Annotated in this window: 17 protein-coding genes; 12 read left to right on the top strand and 5 right to left on the bottom strand. The window is 62.0% G+C overall.

Going from position 1 to position 23,658, the window contains the following annotated elements; translation table 11 throughout:
* Nucleotides 1-6 precede the first annotated feature (6 nt).
* Entirely contained in the window at nt 7-2,064 is a 2,058-nt protein-coding gene (locus tag N1037_01975; protein ID UWS79811.1) for a hypothetical protein, read from the top strand.
* Nucleotides 2,065-2,129: 65 nt separating this feature from the next.
* Here N1037_01975 and pbpC read toward each other — a convergent pair whose 3' ends face one another.
* Together pbpC and N1037_01965 are read right to left on the bottom strand one after the other, a co-directional pair.
* Nucleotides 2,130-4,157, bottom strand: coding sequence for a penicillin-binding protein 1C (gene pbpC, locus N1037_01970; GenBank protein UWS79810.1), 2,028 nt, complete (start codon nt 4,155-4,157; stop codon nt 2,130-2,132).
* Between the two features lie 116 nt (nt 4,158-4,273).
* A complete protein-coding gene (locus N1037_01965) occupies nt 4,274-9,622 on the bottom strand; it encodes an alpha-2-macroglobulin family protein (protein UWS81293.1) in 5,349 nt (1,782 codons plus the stop codon).
* 377 nt (nt 9,623-9,999) lie between these two features.
* On the opposite strand from N1037_01965, the gene N1037_01960 reads away from it, so the two are divergent.
* Nucleotides 10,000-12,303, top strand: a complete 2,304-nt coding sequence (locus N1037_01960; protein UWS79809.1) for a response regulator — start codon at nt 10,000-10,002, stop codon at nt 12,301-12,303.
* A 10-nt stretch (nt 12,304-12,313) separates the two neighbouring features.
* Here the strand turns inward: N1037_01960 and yaaA are convergent, their stop codons facing one another.
* The 3 genes from yaaA to N1037_01945 all read right to left on the bottom strand — a co-directional run bounded on the left by yaaA (nt 12,314) and on the right by N1037_01945 (nt 15,685).
* Complete coding sequence (gene yaaA / locus N1037_01955) at nt 12,314-13,084, bottom strand: peroxide stress protein YaaA (protein UWS79808.1); 771 nt, start codon at nt 13,082-13,084, stop codon at nt 12,314-12,316.
* 39 nt (nt 13,085-13,123) lie between these two features.
* Nucleotides 13,124-15,196 carry a DNA helicase RecQ gene (gene recQ / locus N1037_01950; GenBank protein ID UWS79807.1) on the bottom strand — a complete coding sequence of 691 codons (2,073 nt, stop codon included), beginning with the start codon at nt 15,194-15,196 and terminating at the stop codon, nt 13,124-13,126.
* A 201-nt stretch (nt 15,197-15,397) separates the two neighbouring features.
* A complete protein-coding gene (locus N1037_01945) occupies nt 15,398-15,685 on the bottom strand; it encodes a YggT family protein (protein ID UWS79806.1) in 288 nt (95 codons plus the stop codon).
* A 133-nt stretch (nt 15,686-15,818) separates the two neighbouring features.
* Here N1037_01945 and N1037_01940 point away from each other — a divergent pair, with 133 nt between their 5' ends.
* The 10 genes from N1037_01940 (at nt 15,819) to N1037_01895 (ending at nt 23,579) form a co-directional block, all read left to right on the top strand.
* On the top strand, nt 15,819-16,367 hold the full coding sequence (locus N1037_01940) for an acyl-CoA thioesterase (protein UWS79805.1): 549 nt from the start codon (nt 15,819-15,821) through the stop codon (nt 16,365-16,367).
* 57 nt (nt 16,368-16,424) lie between these two features.
* Nucleotides 16,425-17,789 carry an MFS transporter gene (locus N1037_01935; protein UWS79804.1) on the top strand — a complete coding sequence of 455 codons (1,365 nt, stop codon included), beginning with the start codon at nt 16,425-16,427 and terminating at the stop codon, nt 17,787-17,789.
* Nucleotides 17,786-18,655 (top strand): penicillin-insensitive murein endopeptidase, encoded by an 870-nt coding sequence (mepA, locus tag N1037_01930; protein ID UWS79803.1) that lies wholly within the window; start codon nt 17,786-17,788, stop codon nt 18,653-18,655. Before N1037_01935 ends, mepA begins: the two co-directional genes overlap by 4 nt.
* Nucleotides 18,656-18,666: 11 nt before the next feature.
* A complete protein-coding gene (locus tag N1037_01925) occupies nt 18,667-19,575 on the top strand; it encodes an esterase-like activity of phytase family protein (protein ID UWS79802.1) in 909 nt (302 codons plus the stop codon).
* A 97-nt stretch (nt 19,576-19,672) separates the two neighbouring features.
* Nucleotides 19,673-19,906 (top strand): hypothetical protein, encoded by a 234-nt coding sequence (locus N1037_01920; GenBank protein UWS79801.1) that lies wholly within the window; start codon nt 19,673-19,675, stop codon nt 19,904-19,906.
* 152 nt (nt 19,907-20,058) lie between these two features.
* Entirely contained in the window at nt 20,059-20,682 is a 624-nt protein-coding gene (locus N1037_01915; protein ID UWS79800.1) for a queuosine precursor transporter, read from the top strand.
* Nucleotides 20,683-20,773: 91 nt separating this feature from the next.
* Nucleotides 20,774-21,193, top strand: coding sequence for an alternative ribosome rescue aminoacyl-tRNA hydrolase ArfB (gene arfB, locus N1037_01910; protein ID UWS79799.1), 420 nt, complete (start codon nt 20,774-20,776; stop codon nt 21,191-21,193).
* A 67-nt stretch (nt 21,194-21,260) separates the two neighbouring features.
* A complete protein-coding gene (locus N1037_01905; protein UWS79798.1) occupies nt 21,261-22,007 on the top strand; it encodes an SDR family oxidoreductase in 747 nt (248 codons plus the stop codon).
* A complete protein-coding gene (locus tag N1037_01900; protein UWS79797.1) occupies nt 22,004-22,357 on the top strand; it encodes a cupin domain-containing protein in 354 nt (117 codons plus the stop codon). Before N1037_01905 ends, N1037_01900 begins: the two co-directional genes overlap by 4 nt.
* Nucleotides 22,358-22,547: 190 nt before the next feature.
* Nucleotides 22,548-23,579 (top strand): P1 family peptidase, encoded by a 1,032-nt coding sequence (locus N1037_01895; GenBank protein ID UWS79796.1) that lies wholly within the window; start codon nt 22,548-22,550, stop codon nt 23,577-23,579.
* The last annotated feature ends 79 nt before the right edge of the window (nt 23,580-23,658 follow it).

The raw sequence follows: 23,658 nt of genomic DNA, 5'->3' as shown, positions 1-23,658 counted from the left end.
GATTTGATGACACAGACCATACTCTTTGACCCGCTGCTGCCCTGGCCTGTTCTTGCCGGTTTGGCGGCACTGGTGCTGGCCAGTATCGTGCTGGCCATTTGGCGGCGCTTACCCGGCTGGGGGCTGCGTGGGCTGGCAGCGCTCTGCCTGCTGGGGGCCCTGACTGGCCCGCTCAGCCAGAGCGAAGACCGCGCGCCGCTCAGCGATATTGTGCTGGTGGCCGTGGACAACAGCGCCAGCCAGCAGCTGTCGGACCGGCAGGCGCAGATGGCAGAGGCCCGCGCCGGGTTGCAACGCCAACTCAACGCCCGCCCCAATACCGAAACCCGCTGGATCACCGTCGAGGACAGCCCCGGAGACGGCGGCACCACGCTGATGCAAAGACTGTCTCAGGCGCTGGCGGATGAACCCCAGGGACGCGTGGCCGGCATCATTGCCCTGTCAGATGGCCAGGTGCATGACACCGAACAGCCCATAGATCTGCCCGCACCGATGCATCTGTTGATGACCGGCCGAGAGGGGGACTGGGACCGGCGCCTGATTCTGCGCAATGCCCCGGCCTTTGCCATCATCGGCGAACCGATCACCCTGACCCTGCGGATCGAAGATCAGGGCACCCCGCCCCCGGATCAACGTCAGGCCCCGCTTGAAATCTCCATTGATGGCGGCCCGCCCCAACGCTTTAACCTGCCGCTTGGGGTGGATTTTGACCTGCCCCTGACCCTGCCCCATGGCGGGCGCAACGTGATCCGCTTTGCCACCCCGGAAATCCCGGGGGAGCTCACCGATCGCAACAATGCCGCCCTGGTGCAGATCAACGGCGTGCGGGACCGGCTGCGGGTGCTCTTGGTCTCGGGCGAGCCCCATGCCGGCGGGCGCACCTGGCGCAATCTGTTGAAATCCGACAGCTCGGTTGATCTGGTGCATTTCACCATCCTGCGGCCACCTGAGAAACAGGACGGGGTGCCGGTGGATGAGCTGTCGCTGATCGCCTTTCCCACCCGCGAGCTGTTTCTGGAAAAAATTGACGACTTTGATCTGATTATCTTTGACCGCTACAAGCGGCGCGGCATCCTGCCGGCGATCTATCTCGACAATGTGGCCAACTATGTGGAACAGGGCGGCGCGGTTCTGATCGCAGCAGGACCGGATTTTGCCAGTGCCGATTCGATCTATCGCTCGCCGCTGGCGCGGGTGCTGCCCGCAGCCCCAACCGCACGGGTGCTGGAGCAGGCCTATCGCCCCAAAGTCACCGAGCTGGGCCATCGCCATCCCGTCACCGCAGGGCTGGAACCGCCGGGGAAAGAGAACGAGCCGCACTGGGGCAGCTGGCTGCGCCAGATCGAAGTTGCCGCACCCCAGGGCCATGTCCTGATGCAAGGTGTCGAGACCCGGCCACTGCTGGTGCTGAACCGGGTCGCCGCCGGGCGGGTGGCCCTGCTGGCCTCGGACCATGCCTGGCTGTGGAGCCGGGGCTATCAGGGCGGCGGACCACAGCTGGAACTGCTGCGCCGGCTGGCCCATTGGATGATGAAAGAGCCCGAGCTGGAAGAGGAAATGCTCTGGGCAGAGGTCACCGGACAGACCATGCAGGTGTTTCGCCGCCGGATGAGTGGCACCGCAGGCGCGCTCACCGTGACGGCGCCGGATGGCAGCGAAACCAGCCTGCAGATGCAGCAACGCGCGCCGGGCCTGTGGGAGGTCAGCTATACCGGGGCTGAACCCGGGCTCTACCGGCTGAGCGAAGGCGCAGTCGATACGGTTGTTGGCCTCGGCCCCGCCGCGCCGCGCGAATTCCAACAGACCATTGCCACAGCGGATCTTTTGGCCCCGGTGCTGGCGCCGCTGCGTGGGGGCGCCATGGCCCTGGAAGACGGGCTGCCGCGCCTGCGCGAGGTCAGCGCTGGTCGTCCCGCCTCGGGGCGCGGCTGGATCGGGCTGACGCCACGCGCCGCCTATGAGACCCGATCGGTATCCCAAACCACGCTGCTGCCAGCCTGGCTGGGCCTGTTGCTGGCAGCGGGTTTGATCATTGCCGGCTGGCTGCGCGAGGGACGCCGCTAGCAGACCGTGTGGCCTTTCCCAGCAAGCCGCAAGAGAACAAAGGCAAGGGGCAGATCGCGTGCGGGCTAATGAAGCAACCTGTCGATTTCGACGTCAACACTGACGCTATGACCGGCGCTATCCAGCACCACCAGATTGGCAAAGCCCGGCCCCGGATTTGGCACTTCAAACTCGCGGCGGCGCTGGCCCTTGGCCAGAACCCGACCATCCGCCAACAGGGCAAAGGGGGCAGTGCCGCCGCGCAGCTTCACCACCAGCGGCGCGCCCTCCAGCGCTAGGGCGGCCCCATCCGGGGGAAACAGCACCTGCGGTGCGGCAGCGCTTTGGGCAAAAACCGCATCCCGCGGCCGGAACCGGCGCAGCGGCAGCGGCAGCTCTGCCGCCCCCAGGATCAAGGTGGCGGCGGGTGGTGGCGGCGGTGGCGCAGTTTCGGGCTTGAGACGGCCAAAGGCTTCGAACAGCACCGGCGCAGCCAGATCGCCACCAAAAGCCCCCGGCACCGGGGTGCCATCGGCCCGCCCCAGCCAGACGCCAATCACATGCTGCCCATCCCAGCCAATCGCCCAGGCGTCGCGGTGGCCATAGGAGGTTCCGGTTTTATAGGCCAGCACCCCGGCCCGGGCACCGGGCGGCGGCGCCAGCCCGCGCAGGATATCTCCCAGCTGCCAGGCGGCGACCTCGGACATCATCCGGGGCAGATCTTTGGCTCCGGCGCTCTGCAGCGCCCGCAGCTGCGGCCCCTGACCACCGGCGGCAATACCAACATAGAGCTGCACCAGATCCTGTAGCGAGGTGCCAATACCGCCCAGGCTGATGGCCAATCCGGGCTTGCCACCTGGCAGCTTGGGGGTGGCGCCGCCACGCCGCATCACCGCCAACAGCTGCGCCGGGCCGATCTCTCGCGTTAGCCGGACCACCGGGATGTTCAGGGACAGTTGCAGCGCCTCACGCACCCGCAGGTCGCCGCGAAACTGCCCATCAAAATTCTGCGGCGCATAGCCATCAAAATCCACCGGGCCGTCATGGATCAGGCTCTCGGGGTGGACCAGGCCGGAGTCAAACCCCAGTCCATAGACCAGCGGCTTCAGGGTCGAGCCCGGCGAGCGCTGCGCCTGGGTCATATCGACAAACCCCTGACGCGCGCTGTCCTCGTAAGAGGGCGAGCCAACCGAGGCCAGGATTTCGCCGCTGCGATGATCCACCGCCAACAACGCCGCAGAAACCCGTGGACCCGCCTTGCGGGCGGCCTCTGCCACCAGCGTCGCCATTTTGGCCTGCACCTGTGCATCCAGGGTCACCGCCAGACGCGAGACCCCGGGGCGCGCTGCCAACAACCGATCCGACAGATGCGGCGCCAGCCGGGGAAAGCCCTGCATCCGGCGCGGCAGGGGCGCCTGTTGCGCCACCGCAACCTGCGCCCCAGTCAGCAGACCCGCCTGCGCCAGCCGCGCCAAGACCCGATCCCGCGCTGCCGCGGCGGCCCCAGCGGCACGATCCGGGCGGCGGCGCTCGGGCGATTGCGGCAGCGCGATCAGCAGCGCCGCCTGCGAGGGTGTCAACCGGTTGGGGGCCTTGCCAAACCAGGCATAGCTCGCCGCGCGGATGCCTTCGAGATTGCCACCATAGGGCGCATGGGTGAGATAGAGCCCCAGGATCTGCTGCTTGGAAAGGCGGCGCTCCAGCGCCAGCGCCAGACGGATCTGACGTAGCTTGCCGGCCCAGGCTCCGGTGGTGCCATCCTCCAGCAGCCGCGCCAGTTGCATGGTCAGGGTTGATCCCCCCGAAATGGTCCGCCCATGCCACAGCGCCTGCCCCACCGCCCGCAGCATGGCCAGGGGATCCACCCCGGCATGGGTCTGAAACCGCTTGTCCTCATAGGCGATCAGCATGGCGATGAAATCCGGATCCACCTGCGCCAGCTGCGGCGCCATGCGCCAGATGCCATCGCCAACCGGATAGACCCGCATGAGCGCCCCGTCGCGGTCCAGAACCTCGGTTGAGGTTTCCGCTAGCGTCACCGGCAGAGCCGTCTGCGCGATCCATTGGTCAAAGCGCTGCAGCCCCGCCCCGGCGACCGCCAGGAGCAGGGCCAAGGCAAAGCCGCGCTGCCACAGCCCCCAGCCCGATCCGCCCCTGCGTCTTCGCCAATGCCCAGCTAAGAGCCTGGCAAAAGGCGCAGCCAAGCGCGCCTTTGCCTTCAGACGGCGGATCACCGGATCACAACCGAGCCCGCAGCAGTATGGGCGCGGTAGGCCGGGCGATACATATCCTCGACCTGGGCGGCCGGACGATGGAAGGTACCCGGCGTCACCGCGCGGCTGATATAGGCCAGCGTTGCGGTTTTGCGTCCTGACAGATCAATCGCCGCCAAAAACCGGTCACTGCGGAACTCGGCATGTTCTGCTGAGGTTGGTTTCAGCCAGGCCAAATCGCGCAGATCCCCCGAGCGCAACAGATTGGGGTTGTCGATCTCGATCCCGGCGGCCAGCGGATCGCTGATCATCAGCCGCGCCCCCACGGTCTCATGGGGCGTGACCCGCAGCACGGTGACAAAACGATCCCCGATTTCAAAGGCCGTGCCATCCAGCTCCTGCCCCTCCAGGCTGTAGTAGCTGCGCGTAATCGTATAGCCATAACCGCCGGCAGCTGGTGGCACCTCAGGCACCCCCAGCGTGGTCAGGGTGAGATCCGTTACCGCGCCACTGGCACTGGTGATCGACATATCAGGCAGGCTCTGGCCGCCATCTATCTGCACAAAGGGCCCGTCTGAGGGTTGGCCATTGATCAACATCCCCGAGCTCTCGGGGTTTTTGATCAGCGCATGGGCCGCCAAAAGCGTCCAGGCGGATTCCTGCGTCGACATCCGGGTGGTGTTTGTGCTGACACGGGTGCTCAGCGTCTCGGCGCTGATCACATCCGACCCCGCCTCGGTGATCAAGGCCAGAACCGCCGCCGCATCGCGACGCTGGGTGCCATAGTCCGCCCGCCAGACCGGACCTTCCTGCTCGGCCCGCTGCAACAGCTCGCCTGCGCGGGCAAACATCCGGTCGGCACGGCGCTGATCGCCATAGGCCGCCAGCGCGCCGCCCAGCTGAGCCGCCGTCAAAGGTGTGGCAAAGGCCCGTGCCTTTACATCGGCATAGTAGCGCAGATCACCCATGGAGGCCGCGCCTTCGCGGGCCAGAACCAGCAGCGCATAGGCCACGTCTTCACCGCCCTCATCAAAATCAGAGGCGTAGTTCAGCCGGTTGCGCAGATTGTCCATCGCCCGCACAAAGGCGGCCTCTGGCACTTGGTGGCCCTGCCGACGCGCCCGCGACAGGAAGTCAGAGGCATAGGCATCTAGCCAGAAATCACCGCTTTCGGCCCGCCACAAACCAAAGGCACCATTGCTGGCCTGACGCGTCAACACCCGCTGGATCGCCGATTGGATCCGCTCCTTGACCTGCGGCCCGCGGCCCAACCCCAGCGACTGCGCCACCGAAGACAGATAGAGCAGCGGCAGCGCCTTGGAGGTCACCTGCTCGGTGCAGCCATAGGGATACTGATCAAGGCTTGCGAGCAGTCCCGGCACGTCAAATTTTGCCAGTGGTCCCGCCGACAGAACCGCCCGTGCCGTGCCCGGTCTGAGCCCGGCAAAGACATCCTCGGTCAGCTCAAAATTGCTGCCTTTGTTGAGGGTGAACCGGCGGGTAGTGGCCAGCACCGGATCATTGGCCCGCACCGGCAGGCGCAAGACCTGGCTCAGGTGTTTGCCATCTGGGGTAATCAGCGACAGGATCACCTCGGGGTCGCCCACAGCTGTTGCCGTGACCGGCAGCTCCAGCACCGCCTTGCCCTGGTCGCCCAGGGTGATTGATCCCGGCAGATTGCCCAGGGTGATCCCGGCGCCCAGAGACTGCGCCAGCAGGGTCATTTCTCCGGCGGGGCCATCAGCGTGTACCAGTTCAATATTGATCCGGCTTTGATCCCCAGGGGCCAGGAAGCGCGGCAAGGAGGCCGTAACCACCACCGGGTCGCGCACCAGCATATCGGCCTCGGCCTGGCCAACTGCAGCCCCGGACCAGGCCATGGCCATCAGCCGCACGGTGCCGTTAAAGGCAGGCAGATCCATCGGGAACGCAACCATACCGCTGGCATCGACCTGCACCGCGCCAGAGAAGAAGGCCACCAGATCCTGCGTCGGGGGCGGCGATTGCATCTGCATGCCACGATCTGCATCGCCGCCAGAGCGCAGCTGCCCCAAGGCGCCATTGCCCGGATCAATCAACCGCCCGTAGATGTCGCGCAGCTCCATCCCCAGACGACGTTGACCGTGATAATGGGCGCTGGGATCCGGGCTTTTGAAGTCGGTGAGGTTGAGAATGCCAAGATCCACCGCCGCCACCGTCAGCCAGACCTGCTCCCCCGGCTTGGCGCCAGTGACTTTGATCTGCGCCGTCTCGGTACTGCGGGGGCGGGCTACCTCGGGCACCTCGATGGCAACCTCGAGCTCTTGTCCCGGCTGGGTGATGGTTGCATGGGCCAGCCCCAGCGCCCGGGTTGGAGTGCGGCTGGTCTTGCCGGTCAGGGGCTGTAGCATCATCGCAGTGACATAGGCACCGCTGCCCCAGTCCTGGGTGACGGTCAGTGGCACCAGCACCTCGCCGGCCTCGACCTCAACCGCGTGGCGTTCGATCACCTGGTTCGACAGCACCGAAATCAACGCCGTGCCGGCGCTTTGTGGCACCAGCCGCAGCTGGGCGGTATCGCCGGGCTGATAGCTGTCGGCATCCAGGGACATCTCCAGCCGGTCCGGCGTGGCCGAAGCATCGGCGGGGGCATACCAGCCCGCGTAGAAATCCAAAGCCGCCTCGACGTAATCGCCATCCAGCCGCTCAACCACCAGTTCATAGCGGCCCCAGTCCGTCGGGGTCGACAGCAGAACAGGTGTCTCCCCCAGCAGGGCTTCGCCCGTGGCGATGCTTTTGCGGCGGGTGCTGCGCTCCCAGTTCCAATTGCCATAAAGCTGATACCAGTGATAACGGGTCTCGATCCGGTTCAGGCTCCATTTCACCCGCATGGGCATCGGCTGCTGATCCGGCGACAGGGCCACCAGTTCAAACCCGGCTTCGGTGCCCTCGGCGACCACTTCGTCAAACAGTGGTTTGATGCCCAGGATCGGCCCCGAGGGGCTGACCGGAAGATCCATCCGACGCTCAACCGGGCGGCCCGATCCATCTGTCAGTCGGGTGGTGAGTGAGGCTTCAAAGGGCTGACCCGTGGCCTCGACCACCGGCAGCTCAACGGTAAGCCGGGCCGCGCCACTGGCATCCGTCTTGTCGCCGCCAAAATAGTTCCTTTGGCTGTCATTGGGCGCATCATAGCGGCCAAAGTGATAGCCGGGCCATTTCGCCAGAGTGCTGACCGGGCGCAGGCGCAGATCCCCATCAATGCCAAGATCCGCCCCCGGCGCGCCAAAGAGATAGCGCGCAGAGATATCCAGCTGGGCAAATTCACCCGGGCGCAGATTGCCGGAATTGGCAATGCTTTGGTCAAAATCTATACGTTCGGGCAGGAAATCTTCGACCAGGATCTGACGGCTGGCCAGGGCAGGCGCTTTGACATCGCTCTTGATCTCTAGCCGCCAGGTGCCCCGTGGCGCGGTGCTGCCAACGGGCAGGCCAAAGACATGGCCCCCCATGTTTCCCCCGGTTGACACATGACGGCTGTATTCCACCCCGTCAGGCCGGGTGAGTATCGCAGTCAGCGGCAGATCCTGGATCGCCTGGGCCGCGCTGTCGCGGGTCAAAGCAGTGACATGGATCTCCTCCCCGGCGCGGTACGCCCCACGGTCGGTGGCCAAAAACACATCCACCGGCCCCGGCGAGGGCCGTCCCTCGACACCACGGTCGGACAGATCAAAGGCGGCATCTTTCAACGACAGGAAGGCAAAATCCTCAACCTCTGTGGCGCCCATGACCTGCGCCTGGATCATCGCCGCAGCCGAGCCGCCGCGCCCCCGGGCCAGACCCGGTGCAAAATGGGCATAGCCGGTGGCGTCGCTTGTGGCTGTGCCCAGCACCGCATTGGCATTGGAGATCAGCGTCACCTCGACCCCGGCGCGCGGCTTGGCATCAGACAGCCCCTGCACCTGAACGTGCAGCCCGTCGCTGCCCGACATGGTGCTGAGCCCAAGATCAGTCAGAACAAACCACTGGTTGGCACTGGGATCTTCATAGGGGTCAGCGCCCTTGTAGCTGGCCGAGAGCACGTAAATCCCCACCGGCTGGTCGGCAATGGCTTCGGCCAGGGGCAGACGGGTGGTCATGTCCTGGTTCAGGGTGTTTTGCACCACTGCGGTGCCGCTCCAGACCTCTTCGGCGATGTCGCGGGCAAAATCTTCTTCCTGCCACTGCGACAGGGGGCGGCCAAAATAGCCCTCTTGCAGGCTGCGCAGCAGGTTCCGGTCACTGACCCGGCGCAGTTGCAGGGTGAGCTCCGTCAGGTTTACGGTTTCAACCGGCAGCGCCGCCTGATCGGTCTTGGCCAAAACATAGGCTCGCCCCGGAAACCGCACTGCCGGGCTGCGATCGCCAATGTAATGGGTCAGTTCCACATCCTTGATCAGCGCATCGCCATTGCCCGCAGGCAGACCGCTGCGCAGGGTCATCTGGTAGCGGCGACCATGTTCCAGCCCCTCGACACAAAGCTCCCGACCCTCGGCAGTGGCGACGATTCCTGGCGCTGACAGTTTGAGATAATCCTCATAGGTGACGCCGCTCAGCAGCAGGGGTTCGGAGAACTCAACACAGAGACGCGGCGTGGCGCTGTCGCTTTGCACCCGGCTGTCGGTGACGCGAAAGCCGTATTTTTCGATCATCCGGTCCAGCAGCCGGGCGGTATCCCGGCGCGGTGCAATCTCTTCGGCCAACCGCAGCAGCGGCAGCATATCCCGCCCCCGTCCCAGTTTTTCCAGCGCCCGTGCAGCGGCAACCAAACCGTTGACCTGAACCTCACCGGAGGAGGCACGCAGATAGGCGTTGAGACCAGCCGCCAGCGCCTGTTTCCGCGCCTCCCGCTTGGCAGAGGAGCCGCTTTGATTATCGCTATGGCGCAGCAGCACAGCGGAATATTCCGCCCAAAGCCCGGCTTCATCGCTCAGCGCAACCGCCTGCGCCAACCACCGCAGTGCGCCTTTGGTATTGCCGCCCCGCGCCTGAATCCGCGCCGCCGCGACCATGTCTTCCAATGCCGCACCCTCGGACGGGAACTGGCGCCCCATCTCTGCAGCAATCCGGTAGGCATTTTTGAAATCCGCGTCTCGCAGGCTGGTCAAGCGCTTGGCCCGTGCGGCGCCCTGGGCCAAAAGAGCAGCAGGCTGATCCTGCTTCAGGGCCGAAATCGCCCCGACGAATTGCGACGCCGACTGCATGTTCTGCTTTGGAAAACAGGCGTTTGAACGGCTATTGTAGGAGAACCCAGCGCAGCTGTCCTGGGCGCTACAGGCCGCCTGACACGATGCCAGATCCGTATCAAACAGCGCCTGCAGATCCGATCCGTAATAATCGGTATCCATAAAGCCCTGATAGCGCTGCGGCGGGATAACGGAATCAGCCTGCGCCGCAGTTGCAAAACCCGTTGAAATCCCAGTGATCAGCACAAGGGCAAGATGCGCGATGACGGCCGCTCGCTGCCGCTGTTGCGGGTCGCTGTATGCAGGCCGCCCTGTCCAGACGAAAACACGCTGGCAAAATGCGTGGAGAAAAAAGGTGAACCGTTGAATAAAACAAACTGGCATAGCGCCCTCCTAAATCAAGCACAGGCTGGCACGAGCTTAACATCATAGCAAGAAGTTCACGCGTAAGACTGTTGCTACGACCTTTGTATTTTCACCCGACTGTCGCCCCCCATATTTTGGGGGACTGTTTGTTGTATTTGTTGGAGCCTGCAGGGATGAGCCTTGCTGACAAAATCGCGGAAGAGCGCCGGGCCAGACTGGCGGCAGAGCGCCTGCTTGAACTCAAGCAGGCCGAACTCTCAGCTGCGAATCGCAAACTTGGCCGCCACGCTCTGGCTCTAACTAAACAGATTGGGGTAACCCAGGCCGAAGTGGCCACCGTGCGGGATGAAAACGCCAAGGTAAAATCAGACCTGAGCATGGCCAATGAAAAGATCGAAACAGCAGAGCGGCGGCTCTGGCATTCGATCCAGGCCTTTCAGGACGGGTTTGCCTTTTTCAACGCCGACAGTCAGCTCATCGGTGCCAATACCGCCTATCTCAATATTTTTGACGGGCTGGAGGAGGTCACGCCGGGCATCTCTTACATGCGCATTTTGCAGATCCTGACCGACGAAGGCCTGGTCAACACCGGTGATATGAAGCCGGACGCCTGGCGCGCAATGATGAGCGAGCGCTGGCTGTCGATGTCACCGGATCCCGTGATCATCCAAATGTGGGATGATCGCTATCTGCGTCTCATTGACCAACGGGGGCACGGGGGCGATGTGGTGAGTCTGGCGCTCGATATCACCTCGTCGGTGCATTACGAAGAAGAACTGCGCAACGCCCGTGAACGTGCCGAAGCCGCCAACCGCGCCAAGTCGGCGTTCCTGGCCAATATGAGCCACGAAATCCGCACGCCGATGAACGGTGTGGTCGGTATGGCCGAGTTGCTGAACGACACCACGCTCAATGACGAACAAAAACTCTACGCCACCACCATCAAGAACTCAGGCGAAGCGCTGCTGGTGATCATCAATGATGTGCTCGACTATTCCAAGATCGAAGCCGACAAACTGGTGCTACACGAAGAAGCCTTTGATCTGGAGCGCTGCATCCACGAAATTGTCATGCTGCTGCAGCCCACCGCACGGGACAAGGGACTGTCGATTCTGGTGGATTATGACCTATTCCTGCCAACACAGTTTGTAGGTGATCCAGGGCGCATCCGTCAGGTGTTGACCAATCTTGCCGGCAATGCGGTCAAGTTCACCAACGAGGGCCATGTAACCCTGCGGGTAACCGGAATTTTCAACCATGACCAAGGCATCTGCGCGGTGCATTGCATGATAGAAGACACCGGCATTGGTATCCCGGAAGAAAAGATCGACCACGTGTTTGGGGAGTTCAACCAGGTCGAAGATGAGCGCAATCGCAAGTTTGAAGGCACCGGTCTGGGGCTGGCAATCTCGCGGCGGTTGATTGAAATGATGGAGGGCGAGATCTGGGTCGAAAGCGACGAAGGCAAAGGCTCCTGCTTTGGCTTCCGCATTCCCCTGCCGATCGTGGAAGGCTCCCATGGTGCAACGCCCAAACTGCCCAAAAGCTTGCGCCATATTATGTTGGTGGACGAATCCACCCTCAACAGCGAAATCCTGCAACGCCAGCTGATGCTGCTGGGCGTAGAGACAACAATCGCGGACAGCGTCTCTGCAGCCTTGGCAAAAATGAATATCGGCGTCGATTTGATTCTGGCCGATCATGCCATTGCCGGTGGCGGCGGGCTCGCACTGGCGCGCCAATTGCGGCAAAGCAAATGGGCCAGCCTCCCAATGGTCATGCTGTGCAGCAACCCCCATGAATACTCCGAAAATGAAATTCTGGACCTCAAGGTGGACCTTCTGCCGCGTCCAACGCCACGCGATGAATTGTTTTCCAAGCTTGAAAGCCTCGGCAATGCGCTCATCGATAAACCCGACCGGACCGGATTGGCAGCAACCGACGCCACAGAGCTGACAGACCAGACAGGGGCAGACGCAGAGACCGACGCCGCTTCCCAGACCTTGGAAGAGGCCTATGCAGCCGACAATGCCGCCATGCAGCTGTCGGCACCTGACGATCCCGGGACACGCCAGATGCGCATTCTGGCGGCCGAGGACAACAGGACCAACCAGCTGGTTTTCCGCAAGATGGTCAAGGATTTCAACATCGAACTGCAATTTGCCAATAACGGCGTCGAAGCGGTGGCGCTGTATCAGTCCTTTGAGCCGGATCTGATCTTTATGGATATTTCCATGCCGGAAATGGATGGCAAAGAGGCAACCGGCGAGATCCGCAAGCTGGAAGCCCAAACCGGGCGCCATGTGCCGATCGTTGCCCTGACCGCCCATGCGATGAGCGGCGATTCCGATGGCATCCTTGCCGCCGGGCTGGATCATTACCTGACCAAGCCCCTGCGCAAGGCGGTTATTCTGGAGCGCATTTTGCAACATACCACGCAGGCGTTTCAGTCCATCGAAGTCACCTCAGCCGCCTAGGGTCAGCGCCTCACACCGCCGCGTGACGCAGAAATACCGGCTTCATCGGCTCTGACAGCTGTGGCTGATAGACATATCCGCCGCTGTCAAACTCCTGCAATGCCGAGGCATCAGCAATCCGGTTCTGGATCACATAGCGCGCCATCGCCCCACGGGCGCGTTTGGCATAAAAGCTGACCACCTTGGGGGTGCCGTTTTTGTCTTCCATAAAGACCGGCGTCACCACCTGCGGTTTGAGCGCCTTCAGATCCACTGCGCCAAAATACTCCTGGCTGGCGCAGTTCACCAGGACCTTGGCCCCGACCGCTTCGGCCTGGGCATTCAGCGCCTCGGCGATCTGGCTGCCCCAGTATTCATACAGGTTTTTGCCGCGTGGATTTTTCAGCCGCGAGCCCATTTCCAGCCGGTAGGGCTGCATTGCGTCCAGCGGCCGCAGCAGGCCATACAGACCAGACAGAATGCGAAAATGATCCTGTGCCCAGGCCATTTCGTCGGGCTCCAGCGAGGCAGCTTCCAGCCCCTGATAGGTGTCGCCGGCAAAGGCCAGCGCCGCAGGGCGCAGATCCGCAGCCTGTGGATCCGCAGCAAAATCGCGGAACCGATCATAGTTCAGCTTGGCCAGATCCTCACTGATATGCATCAGCTTCATCAGCTCTGGCACAGTGAGCGCACGCGCCACGGCATTCAGAGCGATGGCATCATCCTGAAAGGCAGGAAAGCTCATCTCCTGATCCCGCTCCGACCAATCCAGCTTTTTGGCCGGGGATACCACTACCAGCATCGCGCGCTCCTTTTGTTTCCGCTTTGTTTCCCGTTAGACTTAGTCAGTCTGGCGCAAAACGTCCAGAAAGGCGGGCAAGAATCTCTCGGCCCGGCGTTCGCCTAACAACATGGTTATGCCGCGCTCATCCTCTGGCCGCATTTGGGTCAGTTTCGCCAGCAGGGCCGCCGGGCAGCTCAGCGGTTTCAGGGTGCCGCAATCGCCCCGGATCAACTGGGTCTGTGCTTCCATCAAGGCATCATAGGTCGAGCCCGCCCCGGCCCGATTGGCCAACTTGCGCCGCTGGGGGTGCAGCTGCTCCACCGCGCCGGTGATCACCTCCAGGAACTCATCGCCATAGCGGTCCAGCTTTTTGGCGCCGACGCCCCCGATCCGCGCCATCTGGTCCAGCGTGGCGGGGCGGGTTTCAGCCATCTCGATCAGGGTTTTGTCGTTGAACACCACATAGGCGGGCACTTTTTGCGCCTCCGCCAGGGCACGGCGCTTGGCCTTCAGCGCCGACAGCAGCGGCGCGTCTTCTTCCGAGACCAGCATCTTGACCGCAGGACGACGCTCCGCCGATTTGATGGTATCCTTGCGCAGGGAGATCTGCGCCTCGCCTTTCAGCACTGGCAGGGCGGCCTCGGTCATGCGCAGGGCACCGTGGCGTTCGGGGTCGGGACGCACCAGATCATGGCCCATCATTTGCCGGAACACCGCCTGCCACTGGCGCTTGCTGTATTCCTTGCCGCAGCCAAAGACCGACAGGTCACTATGGCCCTTTTCCCGCACCCGGTCGGTTTCATTGCCATACAGAATGTCAATAAGATGCCCGGCGCCATAGGTTTCATTGGTCCGCAGGATCGCCGAAAGCGCCTTGCGCACCGCTGTGGTGCCATCAAAGACCTCCACCGGCGTGTCGCAAAGATCGCAGTTGCCGCAGGGCGCGGCCTCTTCCTCGAAATATCCCAGCAATGTCTGACGGCGGCAGGTCAGGGCCTCGGCCAGCCCCAAAAGCGCGTTAAGCCGCCCATGGTCTGCGGCGCGGCGCTCGGGTGGGGCGAGGCCTTCGTCGATCTGGCTGCGGCGCAGGCGGATGTCATCTGATCCAAACAGGGTGAGGGTCTCTGCCGGGGCGCCATCACGGCCCGCGCGGCCAATTTCCTGATAATAGGACTCGATTGATTTGGGCAGATCCGCATGGGCCACCCAGCGGATGTCAGGTTTATCAATGCCCATGCCAAAGGCCACGGTGGCCACCACGATCAGCCCATCTTCGCGGGCAAAGCGCGTTTCCACATCGCGGCGCTCCCCGGCCTCCATGCCGCCATGATAATGGCAGGCCGCATGACCGGCATCGCGCAGGGCCCGGGCCAGGTCTTCGGTCTTGGCGCGGGTGCCGCAGTAGACAATGCCGGACTGCCCTTTGCGCGCCGCTGCAAACTCAAGGATCTGCCGTCGCGGACCGTCCTTGGCGGCAAAGGCCAGGTGAATATTGGGCCGGTCAAAGCCGCGCAAGAAGCTGCGCGGGGCCTGACCGTCAAACAGCTTGCGCACGATCTCTTCGCGGGTCTCGGAATCGGCGGTGGCGGTAAAGGCGGCCAGGGGCACGTCCAGCGCCTGACGCAGCTCACCGATGCGCAGATAATCCGGGCGGAAATCATGGCCCCACTGGCTGACGCAATGGGCCTCATCCACCGCGATGAGACTGACATTGATACGATGCAACATATTCAGGGTCGAGCCCGAGGCCAGACGTTCGGGTGCCATATACAAGAGCTTCAGCTCGCCCGCTTCGATGGACTGCCAAACCGCTTCGGTCTCTTCCTCGGTATTGCCAGAGGTCAGCGCCCCTGCGGTAACGCCGACCGCCTGTAGGGCGCGTACCTGATCGCGCATCAGGGCAATCAGCGGCGAGATCACCACGGTGATGCCGGCCCGTTGCAGCGCGGGCAGCTGAAAACACAGTGATTTGCCGCCCCCCGTGGGCATGATCGCCAGCACGTTTTCCCCACGCGTCACCGCATCAACGATCTCTTCCTGGCCGGGACGAAAAGCGTCAAAGCCAAAAATCTCACGCAGGAGCGGACTAGCGGTGCTTTCCGGCTCGGGGATCGCTGGCGCGGCTGTCATGGAGTGGGACCTCGTTGGGGGCGGCTGCTCTGATTTAAGCGGTACAATCCCACAGGTCGATTCGGGCGACAAGAGCAAGGGGCAAAGCTTTATGCCTCACCCCTCGACTTTTACGCGCGTCAATCGCTGAAACCAGCGCTTAGCTACGGCAGAGCTGCCCAGCCAAGCGGCGGGGCAACGACCTGACCGACAGCGCCCTGACTATAAGAAATAGACCATGTTGTTCTGGATGATGATACGCAGCGCATAGACCGCAATCAGCACCACCAGCGGCGCCAGATCAATGCCGCTCATATTGGGCAGAATACGGCGCACCGGATCATAAAGCGGCTCAAGAATGCGCTGCAACATGTACCAGATCTGGCCAACCAGTTGCTGTTGCAGGTTCAGCACCTGGAAATTGATCAGCCAGCTCATGATCACATGGGCGATAATAAAGAACCAGACGATGTCCAGGATCAGCAGCAGAATTTGGAACAGAGAGAGCATTCTTTACCTCTTTGGAATAGCAGCCTTACAGGTAAGCAGCCCTGTGCCCATGTGCAAGGCTTCCGCGAGGTTGCGGTTGACCATTGGTTAATCGGTGGCAAGAGGGGCACAATGCGCAAAGAAAGTAATGCCGATGTTTCCCATTGTCCGCCTGATCAAAGACCTGCTCAAGGCGCGCCGTATGGCGCCGCTGGCTCTGACCGAGACCCATGTCTCCAGCCATATCTGCTGGCCCTGGGATCTGGATTTCTGGCTGGAGCTGAACAATGGCCGCGCCATGACGCTGTATGATCTGGGGCGCACCATGCTGGCGCAACGGGTTGGCTTGATCACCACCCTGCGGCAAAACCGCTGGGGCATGACCGTGGCCGGTACCACGGTACGGTTTCGCCAGCGCATTCGCGGCTTTGAACGGTTTGAGATGCGCAGCCGGGCCGTGGCCTGGGATGATAAGTTCATCTACCTGGAACAAAGCATGTGGAAAAAGGACGGCACCTGCGCCAGCCACGTGATGCTGCGCACCGCGCTGACCGACAAAAACGGCATCGTGCCCCCTGCCCGCGTGCTCAAGGCCATGGGCCATCCTGACCTGCCCAGCCTGGAAATGCCCGACTGGATTGACGCCTGGCGCGCGGCGGACGCGCAACGTCCCTGGCCGCCCATGCAAGATCCCCTTGCCTAGGGACCTAAGTGCCTGTCTTATCGCAGATAACAAATCGGTGAGCACAGGCAGGAACACATGAGCAATATTTCATCGCGCAAGCGTATTTGGGGCTGGTGGTTCTTTGACTGGGCCAGCCAGCCCTATCACACACTGCTGGTCACCTTTGTCTTTGGCCCCTTCTTTGCCGCTGTGGCTGCCAATTACTATTTGGGAGAGGGCCTGGCCCCAGAAGCCGCCAAGGCCCAGGCGCAGACCATGTGGTCAATCGGGATGACCGTAACCGGGTTGATGATCGGCTTTGGCGCGCCTTTCATCGGCGCATTGGCGGATATTTCCGGACGCAAACGGCCCTGGCTGATCGGCTTTTCGCTGATGTATGCGCTCGGCGCCTGGGGAATCTGGTATTCAGATCCAGCCGGCAGCAACCTGTGGTGGATGTTGGTGACCTTTGGCTTTGGCTTCATCGGTGCGGAATTTGCCCTGATCTTTGCCAATTCGCAACTGCCCAGCCTCGGCGACAAGGATGATGTCGGAGCCATCTCCGGTTCTGGCTTTGCCTTTGGCTACCTTGGCGGCGTTCTGGCGCTGTTCATCATGCTGCTGCTGTTTGTTGAACAGGGCAGCGGCAAAACCCTGATCGGGCTGGACCCGGTCCTGGGGTTGGATGCTGAAACCCGCGAGGGCACCCGCGCCGTCGGGCCGTTCACCGCCCTGTGGTTCATTCTCTTCATGGTGCCCTATTTTCTGTGGGTCAAAGATGACGCCCGCACCGGCAAGCGGGGCTCCCTGGGACAGGCCATCTCTTTGGTAATCGCATCCGTCAAGGCCCTGCGCTATCGCGGCAGTCTGGCCCGCTATCTGGGGTCATCGATGCTCTACCGGGATGCGCTGAACGGGCTTTATGGCTTTGGCGGCGTCTATGCCAGCCTGGTGCTGGACTGGGAAATCACCAGTATCGGCATCTTTGGCGTCATATCTGCAATTGCCGCCGCAGCCTTTAGCTGGGTCGGCGGTATGGCCGACAAACGGTTTGGCCCCAAACCCGTGATCGTCGCCGCGATTCTGGTGCTGACGCTGGTCTGCCTAACCGTGGTGAACATGTCGCGTGAGGCATTGTTTGGCATCGAGCTGGCGACGGGCTCCAAGCTGCCGGACGCTATCTTCTTTGGCTGCGGCATGCTGATCGGTGGTTTCGGCGGAATCTTGCAGGCCGCCAGCCGCAGCCTGATGGTGCGTCATACCAACCCTGCAAAGGCAACCGAGAGCTTTGGGCTCTATGGTTTGTCCGGGCGCGCCACCGCCTTTTTGGCGCCTGGGCTAATTGGGGTTGCCACAACCCTGACAGGTAGCGCACGATTGGGCATTAGCCCGGTGATTTTTCTGTTTATCCTCGGATTGATCGTATTGTACCGGGTCAAGGCAGAAGGAGATCAGGTTTGAGACTGCTTGTAGCGAGTTTTTGTTTCATCTTTGCAGCGCTCAGTGGCGCCAGCGCCGCCACCCCGGCCAAGCAGCTGTTTGGTGCCAAGGATACCGGATCGCAACAGGCGCCGGCCCCCTATGGCTCCTACGCCAAGGGCTGCGTCGCCGGCGCGGTGCAGCTGCCGGAAACCGGCGCCACCTGGCAGGCCATGCGGCTGAGCCGCAACCGCAACTGGGGCCATCCCGAAACCATCAGCTTTATCGAAAAGCTCAGCAAATTTGCCGCACGTCAGCCCGGCTGGAACGGGCTTTATATTGGCGACATCAGCCAGCCCCGTGGTGGCCCGATGCTGTCAGGGCACCGCAGCCATCAGGTGGGGCTGGATATTGATATCTGGATGCGCCCGGCGAACAAGCTGACCTATAGCCGCGCCCAGCGCGAAAAGATCTCCTCTATCTCGATGCGGCGCAACAACGGCGCCTATGTGAATTCAGACTGGACCCGCGCCCATCACGAGATCATCAAGGCCGCAGCACAGGACAAACGGGTGGCGCGGATTTTTGTCTTTCCCGGCGCCAAGGTACAGATGTGCAAGGACGCCAAGGGCGATCGGCGCTGGCTGCGCAAAATCCGTCCCTGGTGGGGACACCATTACCATTTCCATGTGCGTCTGGCCTGCCCCAGGGGCGCCCGAGGCTGCGTTGATCAGGATCGCCCACCACGCGGTGACGGCTGTGACGCTGCACAAAAATGGGTCAATGACATCTTGAGCCCTCCGCCGCCAAAACCGGCAGATCCAAATGCTCCGGCCCCCAAACCCCGCCGCGAATACACCCTGACGGACCTGCCCAAACAATGCGCCGCCGTTTTGCAATCTAACTGAGCATAAACACCATGAAGCGTAGGAAACTGGTCGGTGGCCTTGTTCTGGCCTCCGGCCTCATTGCAGCGGCGGCAGCCTTTGCCGCGGCCCGGTTGGACCGACAGCACAACACCGCGCAACTGGCAGGCAGCTATACCTGGCGGGCAAGCCCCGATTGGTTTGGGGGGTTCTCCGGGATTGAGCTCTCGGCGGATGGGGCGCAGATGGTGGTTCTCAGTGATCGCGCCCATGTGGCCCGTGCCGATATCCATCGACAGGACGGCGAGATCTCAGAGATCACCCTGCGCAGTGCCCAACATCTGCGCACCTCCAAGGGGCGACAGCTGTTGGGTCGGATCATGGACAGCGAAGGCCTGGCCCTGGCGCCGGATGGCTCGCTCTATATTTCCTTCGAAGGACTGTCCCGGGTGGTGCATCACCAAACCGAGGCCAGCCGTGCCCGTGTCCTGCCCCGCCCTAATGAGTTTCGCGGCTTACCACTGAACAAATCCCTGGAAGCCCTGGCCATTGACCCCCAGGGACGGCTGTACACCATGCCCGAAAACGCGCTGAATGCCGATGGGGAGATCCCTGTCTGGCGCTGGAACGGAGCGCAGTGGAGCCAGCCCTTCACCCTGCCCCGACGGGGAGGTTTCTTGCCTGTTGGTGCCGATTTTGGCCCCGACGGCCGTTTCTATCTGCTGGAACGCAACTTTGTCTTTATCGGTTTTCGCAGCCGCTTGCGCCGCTGGGATATCACCGAACAGGGCGCGATAAACGAAGTCACCCTGCTGGAAAGCAGCACCGGGGTGCATGACAACCTCGAAGGTTTGTCCGTCTGGCGCGACGCCAAAGGCCTGTTGCGCGCCACCATGGTGTCGGACAACAACTTCAAAGCCCTGCAACGCACCGAGCTGGTGGAATACACTCTGCCAGAGTGACGGGAATTAGGTTTTTCTTTGCTCTCGCAGCGTTTGTCATTTACGGGCTACATGCCCTGCGCATGAGCGAAAAGCCCCTGCTGGTGCGCTTGCAACAGTGCTCGAACAAGAGCTGCAGCCATTGATGGAAGGCGGCGCAAGCAAGACGATCATCGGGGAAACGAGCCCCTTGTTCTATGAAACCATATTCACATCTTTGGCCGCAAAAATCATCATTTCACAATCTGCAGGTTTTTTGGAAGAACGGTCCAAACTGTTCGAACTGGACATCCAGTTTATCTGCCCGGAACCGCAACCAATAGTTCAGTCAGCCTCTGTTACGCCTGCATAGCTTGATCAAAGGCGGTCTAAACTGAGTTGGCTGCGCGCGTCGCAATTGGCAAAACACTTGCCAAACGGCTGCAACACAGCTAGGTGAGCCCGTCTTCCGCACAAGCTGCGGAACAAGTCGCCGCGACCTTGTATAAAAAACGGAACTGAAAAATGAATCGTTCTCATCTACCTGGCATTCTTGCCATGGCTGCCGTTGTGGTGGCCTCCAATATCCTGGTGCAATTCCTGTTTGGCCAATGGCTGACCTGGGGCGCCTTTACCTATCCAATTGCCTTTCTCATCACTGATGTGATGAACCGCGTCTATGGCGCCGGGCCTGCCCGTCGTGTGGTCTTTGTGGGCTTTGTGGTGGGCGTTGTCTGCTCGCTCATTGGCACCCAGATCATGGGCGAGTTTGGCCCGCTTGTGACCCTGCGCATCGCGCTTGGCTCTGGACTTGCCTTCCTCACGGCGCAGCTGCTCGACGTGTCGATCTTTGCCGCCCTGCGGAGCGGCAAATGGTGGCGCGCGCCGCTGGCCTCCACGCTTGTGGGCTCCTCGGTGGATACCGTCATCTTCTTTACCATCGCCTTTTCCGGCGCGCTGACCTGGATCGAACCGGCCAATGACGTCTCCTGGGCTGGTGAAATGCTGCCGCTTTTGGGCGCAGGCCCCATGGCGCCGCTGTGGGTTTCTCTGGCCCTGGCTGACTGGCTGGTGAAACTTTCGCTGGCACTGCTGGCGCTGGTGCCCTTCCGCATGATCGTCACCCACCTGACGGCAAAGCCCGCCTAAGGCACACGCCAATACAACAGTCTCGGCAAAAGGCCGTGGTCCAGCGGACTGCGGCCTTTTCCATTTTCGCCAACCACGTTACATCCGCCCCATGTTGCATATCACAAATGATATAGCGCTGCAGGACTGGGAACTGTCCGAGAGCTTCATGCGCGCCTCGGGGCCCGGCGGGCAGAACGTCAACAAGGTGGCCACCGCAGTCGAGCTGCGGTTCGAGGCCGCCCGCAGCCCTGCGCTCACCCCGGCGGTGAAATCCCGACTCAAACGTCTCGCAGGTCGACGCTGGACCAAAGAGGGCGCGATTCTGATGCAATGCGACGAGACCCGCTCGCAACTGCGCAACCGCGAGCTGGTTCGGGACCGCCTGGCCGAGCTCATCCGCAAGGCCCTGGTGGCGCCAAAACGTCGTATAGCGACCAAACCAACGCGCGGATCGGTGAAACGACGGCTTGACAGCAAGAAACAGCGTAGCGCAGTCAAATCAATGCGCGGAAAAATCACTCCAGAGTAATCCTAGCGATTGCACCCGGCCGTCACCTTGGCCATGTTTGCCGCAAATGGATTTGAAGGAGAGCATTATGCGGCTTGCAGGAAAATGCGCCATTGTGACTGGCGGCGCTTCTGGCTTTGGCCTTGGCATCGTTGATAAATTCCTGGCCGAAGGGGCTAGGGTGATGATTGCTGACATCAATGGTGACAGCGCCTCTGCGTTGGCCGCCGAACGCGGCGACGCGGCGCTGGCCCAGCAGGTCGATGTTGCCAATGCGGCCTCTGTGAAGGCCATGGCCGAGGCCGCGATTGCCGGTTTTGGCAAGGTCGATATTCTGATCAACAACGCCGGGGTCACCCATCTGCCCACACCGCTGGACGAGGTGAGCGAGGAAGACTTTGACCGGGTGTACAATGTGAACATGAAATCGGTCTATCTAACCGCCCGCGCCCTGGTGCCGCATATGAAAACCAATGGCAGCGGCGCCATCCTCAACGTGGCCTCCACCGCCGGGGTCTCCCCCCGGGCAAACCTCAACTGGTACAATGCCTCCAAGGGCTGGATGATCACCGCGACCAAGACCATGGCGGTTGAACTGGCCCCCAAGGGCATCCGCGTCAATGCCATCAACCCAGTGGCTGGCGAGACACCTTTGTTGCAGTCCTTCATGGGCGAAGACACCCCGGAAGTGCGCGCCAAATTCCTGTCCACCATCCCCATCGGGCGTTTTTCCACCCCCGAGGACATGGGAAATGCCGCCTGCTATCTGTGCTCTGACGAGGCCAGCATGGTGACAGGCGTCGCCATGGAAGTCGACGGCGGCCGCTGTATATGAAGACCATCAACCTGGCAGAAAAACTGGCGCTGTTTGACAGCCATTGGGATCCCAAGGTCATTGCCGACTACAATGACAACGAAATCATGGTGGTCAAATTCCAAGGCGCCTTTCCCTTTCATCTGCACGAAGACACCGATGATTTCTTCCTGGTGTTAGAGGGCGAGATGGTGATGGAGATCGAAGGTGGCGCGGCGCATGTCGTCAAAGCCGGGGAGCTGTTTGTGGTGCCCAAGGGCGTCACCCACCGCCCCCGGGCCGAGGCGGAATGCAAGGTTTTGCTGATCGAACCCAAGGGCGAGCCAAACTCCGGCGATGCCAGCACAGCGGCCGCCAAAAACCGGATCTAGCGCCACAGCGCACAGCAGATCCCTGAAAGCCGGCGCAGCCTGTTTGCGCCGGATCAAAGACCCAATCAAAATAGCATCTAAAAAGGGAGGGATTTTGCCCCGCCCTTTGCCTTGGAACAGGAGATCATAAGATGATGCATCCCTCAGGAAACCAGGCCTCTGGCAACAACACCTCAGGTCATCTGGCACCATGAAACCTGGACCCAAAAACCTGATCACCGATGTCCCTGGCCTCATGGTCGGCAATGCCAGTGATGCGGCGCTGAAATCCGGCACCACGGTTTTGCTGGCAAGCGAACCACTGACCGCCTCGGTGCATGTCATGGGGGGCGCGCCGGGCACCCGCGAAACAGATCTGCTGGCACCTGATAAATCCGTGGCCAAGATCGACGCCCTGGTGCTGTCGGGCGGGTCTGCCTTTGGGCTGGATGCCTGTTCCGGTGTCGTGGACGGGCTGCGCGATCAGGGGCGTGGCTTTACCCTGGGGCCTGCACTCATTCCACTGGTGCCCGGCGCCATCCTGTTTGACCTGCTGAACGGCGGCGACAAGGACTGGCAGGACAACCCCTATCGCGCCTTGGGTCGCGCCGCTTTTGAGGATGTCTCAAGCGATTTCTCCCTTGGCTCCCATGGGGCTGGCACCGGCGCCCTGACCGCGATGGTCAAAGGCGGGCTTGGCTCTGCCTCTTTTGTGCTGGACAGTGGCGTGACTGTTGGCGCGCTGGTTGCTGCCAATCCGATGGGCAGCGTCACCACCCCCGGAGATCGCCATTTCTGGGCCGCACCTTTTGAGGTCGACGGAGAATTTGGCGGCCTCGGCCCTGACAGCGCAGTGGGGCTGGGACGCAGTCTCGACAGTCGCAAAATGCAGGCCATGCGCGCTCTTGCGGCCGATAACGACCTGCCCTCGGAGCGTGGCAATACCACCATTGCCATCGTCGCCACCGATGCCGCCCTGACCAAGGCTGAATGCCAGCGCATGGCCACTGCGGCCCATGACGGTATTGGCCGAGCCACCGTTCCGGCCCATGCGCCGGGGGATGGCGACCTGGTCTTTGCCGCCAGCACTGGCGGCCGGACACTCGCCTCTGCGGAGGCTGAGCTGGGCGAGATCGGTCATGCTGCCGCGCTCTGTCTCAGTCGCGCCATTGCACGGGCGATCTACTGCGCCACACCAGCGGAAAATGACCTGCTGCCCTGCTGGAGCCCCACCCAAACCTGAAACCTCAGATGCGGCAGATTCGCCCGTTGACACTCAGCGCCAACAAGCGCCGTATTCTATCAAAGCCAACTCAAACCGG

The organism is Phaeobacter sp. G2 (genome assembly GCA_025163595.1).
Classification (GTDB): domain Bacteria; phylum Pseudomonadota; class Alphaproteobacteria; order Rhodobacterales; family Rhodobacteraceae; genus Pseudophaeobacter.
Note: the sequence above shows the minus strand (reverse complement) of the source record. Positions and strands in the feature narration are given on the sequence as shown.

Excerpts from the sequence above, each read along its gene's own strand:
- N1037_01975 (UWS79811.1), top strand. The coding sequence starts at position 7 with ATGACACAGACCATACTCTTTGACCCGCTGCTGCCCTGGCCTGTTCTT.
- N1037_01965 (UWS81293.1), bottom strand. The coding sequence starts at position 9,622 with ATGGATACCGATTATTACGGATCGGATCTGCAGGCGCTGTTTGATACG.
- N1037_01960 (UWS79809.1), top strand. The coding sequence starts at position 10,000 with ATGAGCCTTGCTGACAAAATCGCGGAAGAGCGCCGGGCCAGACTGGCG.
- yaaA (UWS79808.1), bottom strand. The coding sequence starts at position 13,084 with ATGCTGGTAGTGGTATCCCCGGCCAAAAAGCTGGATTGGTCGGAGCGG.
- recQ (UWS79807.1), bottom strand. The coding sequence starts at position 15,196 with ATGACAGCCGCGCCAGCGATCCCCGAGCCGGAAAGCACCGCTAGTCCG.
- N1037_01945 (UWS79806.1), bottom strand. The coding sequence starts at position 15,685 with ATGCTCTCTCTGTTCCAAATTCTGCTGCTGATCCTGGACATCGTCTGG.
- N1037_01940 (UWS79805.1), top strand. The coding sequence starts at position 15,819 with ATGTTTCCCATTGTCCGCCTGATCAAAGACCTGCTCAAGGCGCGCCGT.
- N1037_01935 (UWS79804.1), top strand. The coding sequence starts at position 16,425 with ATGAGCAATATTTCATCGCGCAAGCGTATTTGGGGCTGGTGGTTCTTT.
- N1037_01925 (UWS79802.1), top strand. The coding sequence starts at position 18,667 with ATGAAGCGTAGGAAACTGGTCGGTGGCCTTGTTCTGGCCTCCGGCCTC.
- N1037_01915 (UWS79800.1), top strand. The coding sequence starts at position 20,059 with ATGAATCGTTCTCATCTACCTGGCATTCTTGCCATGGCTGCCGTTGTG.
- arfB (UWS79799.1), top strand. The coding sequence starts at position 20,774 with ATGTTGCATATCACAAATGATATAGCGCTGCAGGACTGGGAACTGTCC.
- N1037_01905 (UWS79798.1), top strand. The coding sequence starts at position 21,261 with ATGCGGCTTGCAGGAAAATGCGCCATTGTGACTGGCGGCGCTTCTGGC.
- N1037_01900 (UWS79797.1), top strand. The coding sequence starts at position 22,004 with ATGAAGACCATCAACCTGGCAGAAAAACTGGCGCTGTTTGACAGCCAT.
- N1037_01895 (UWS79796.1), top strand. The coding sequence starts at position 22,548 with ATGAAACCTGGACCCAAAAACCTGATCACCGATGTCCCTGGCCTCATG.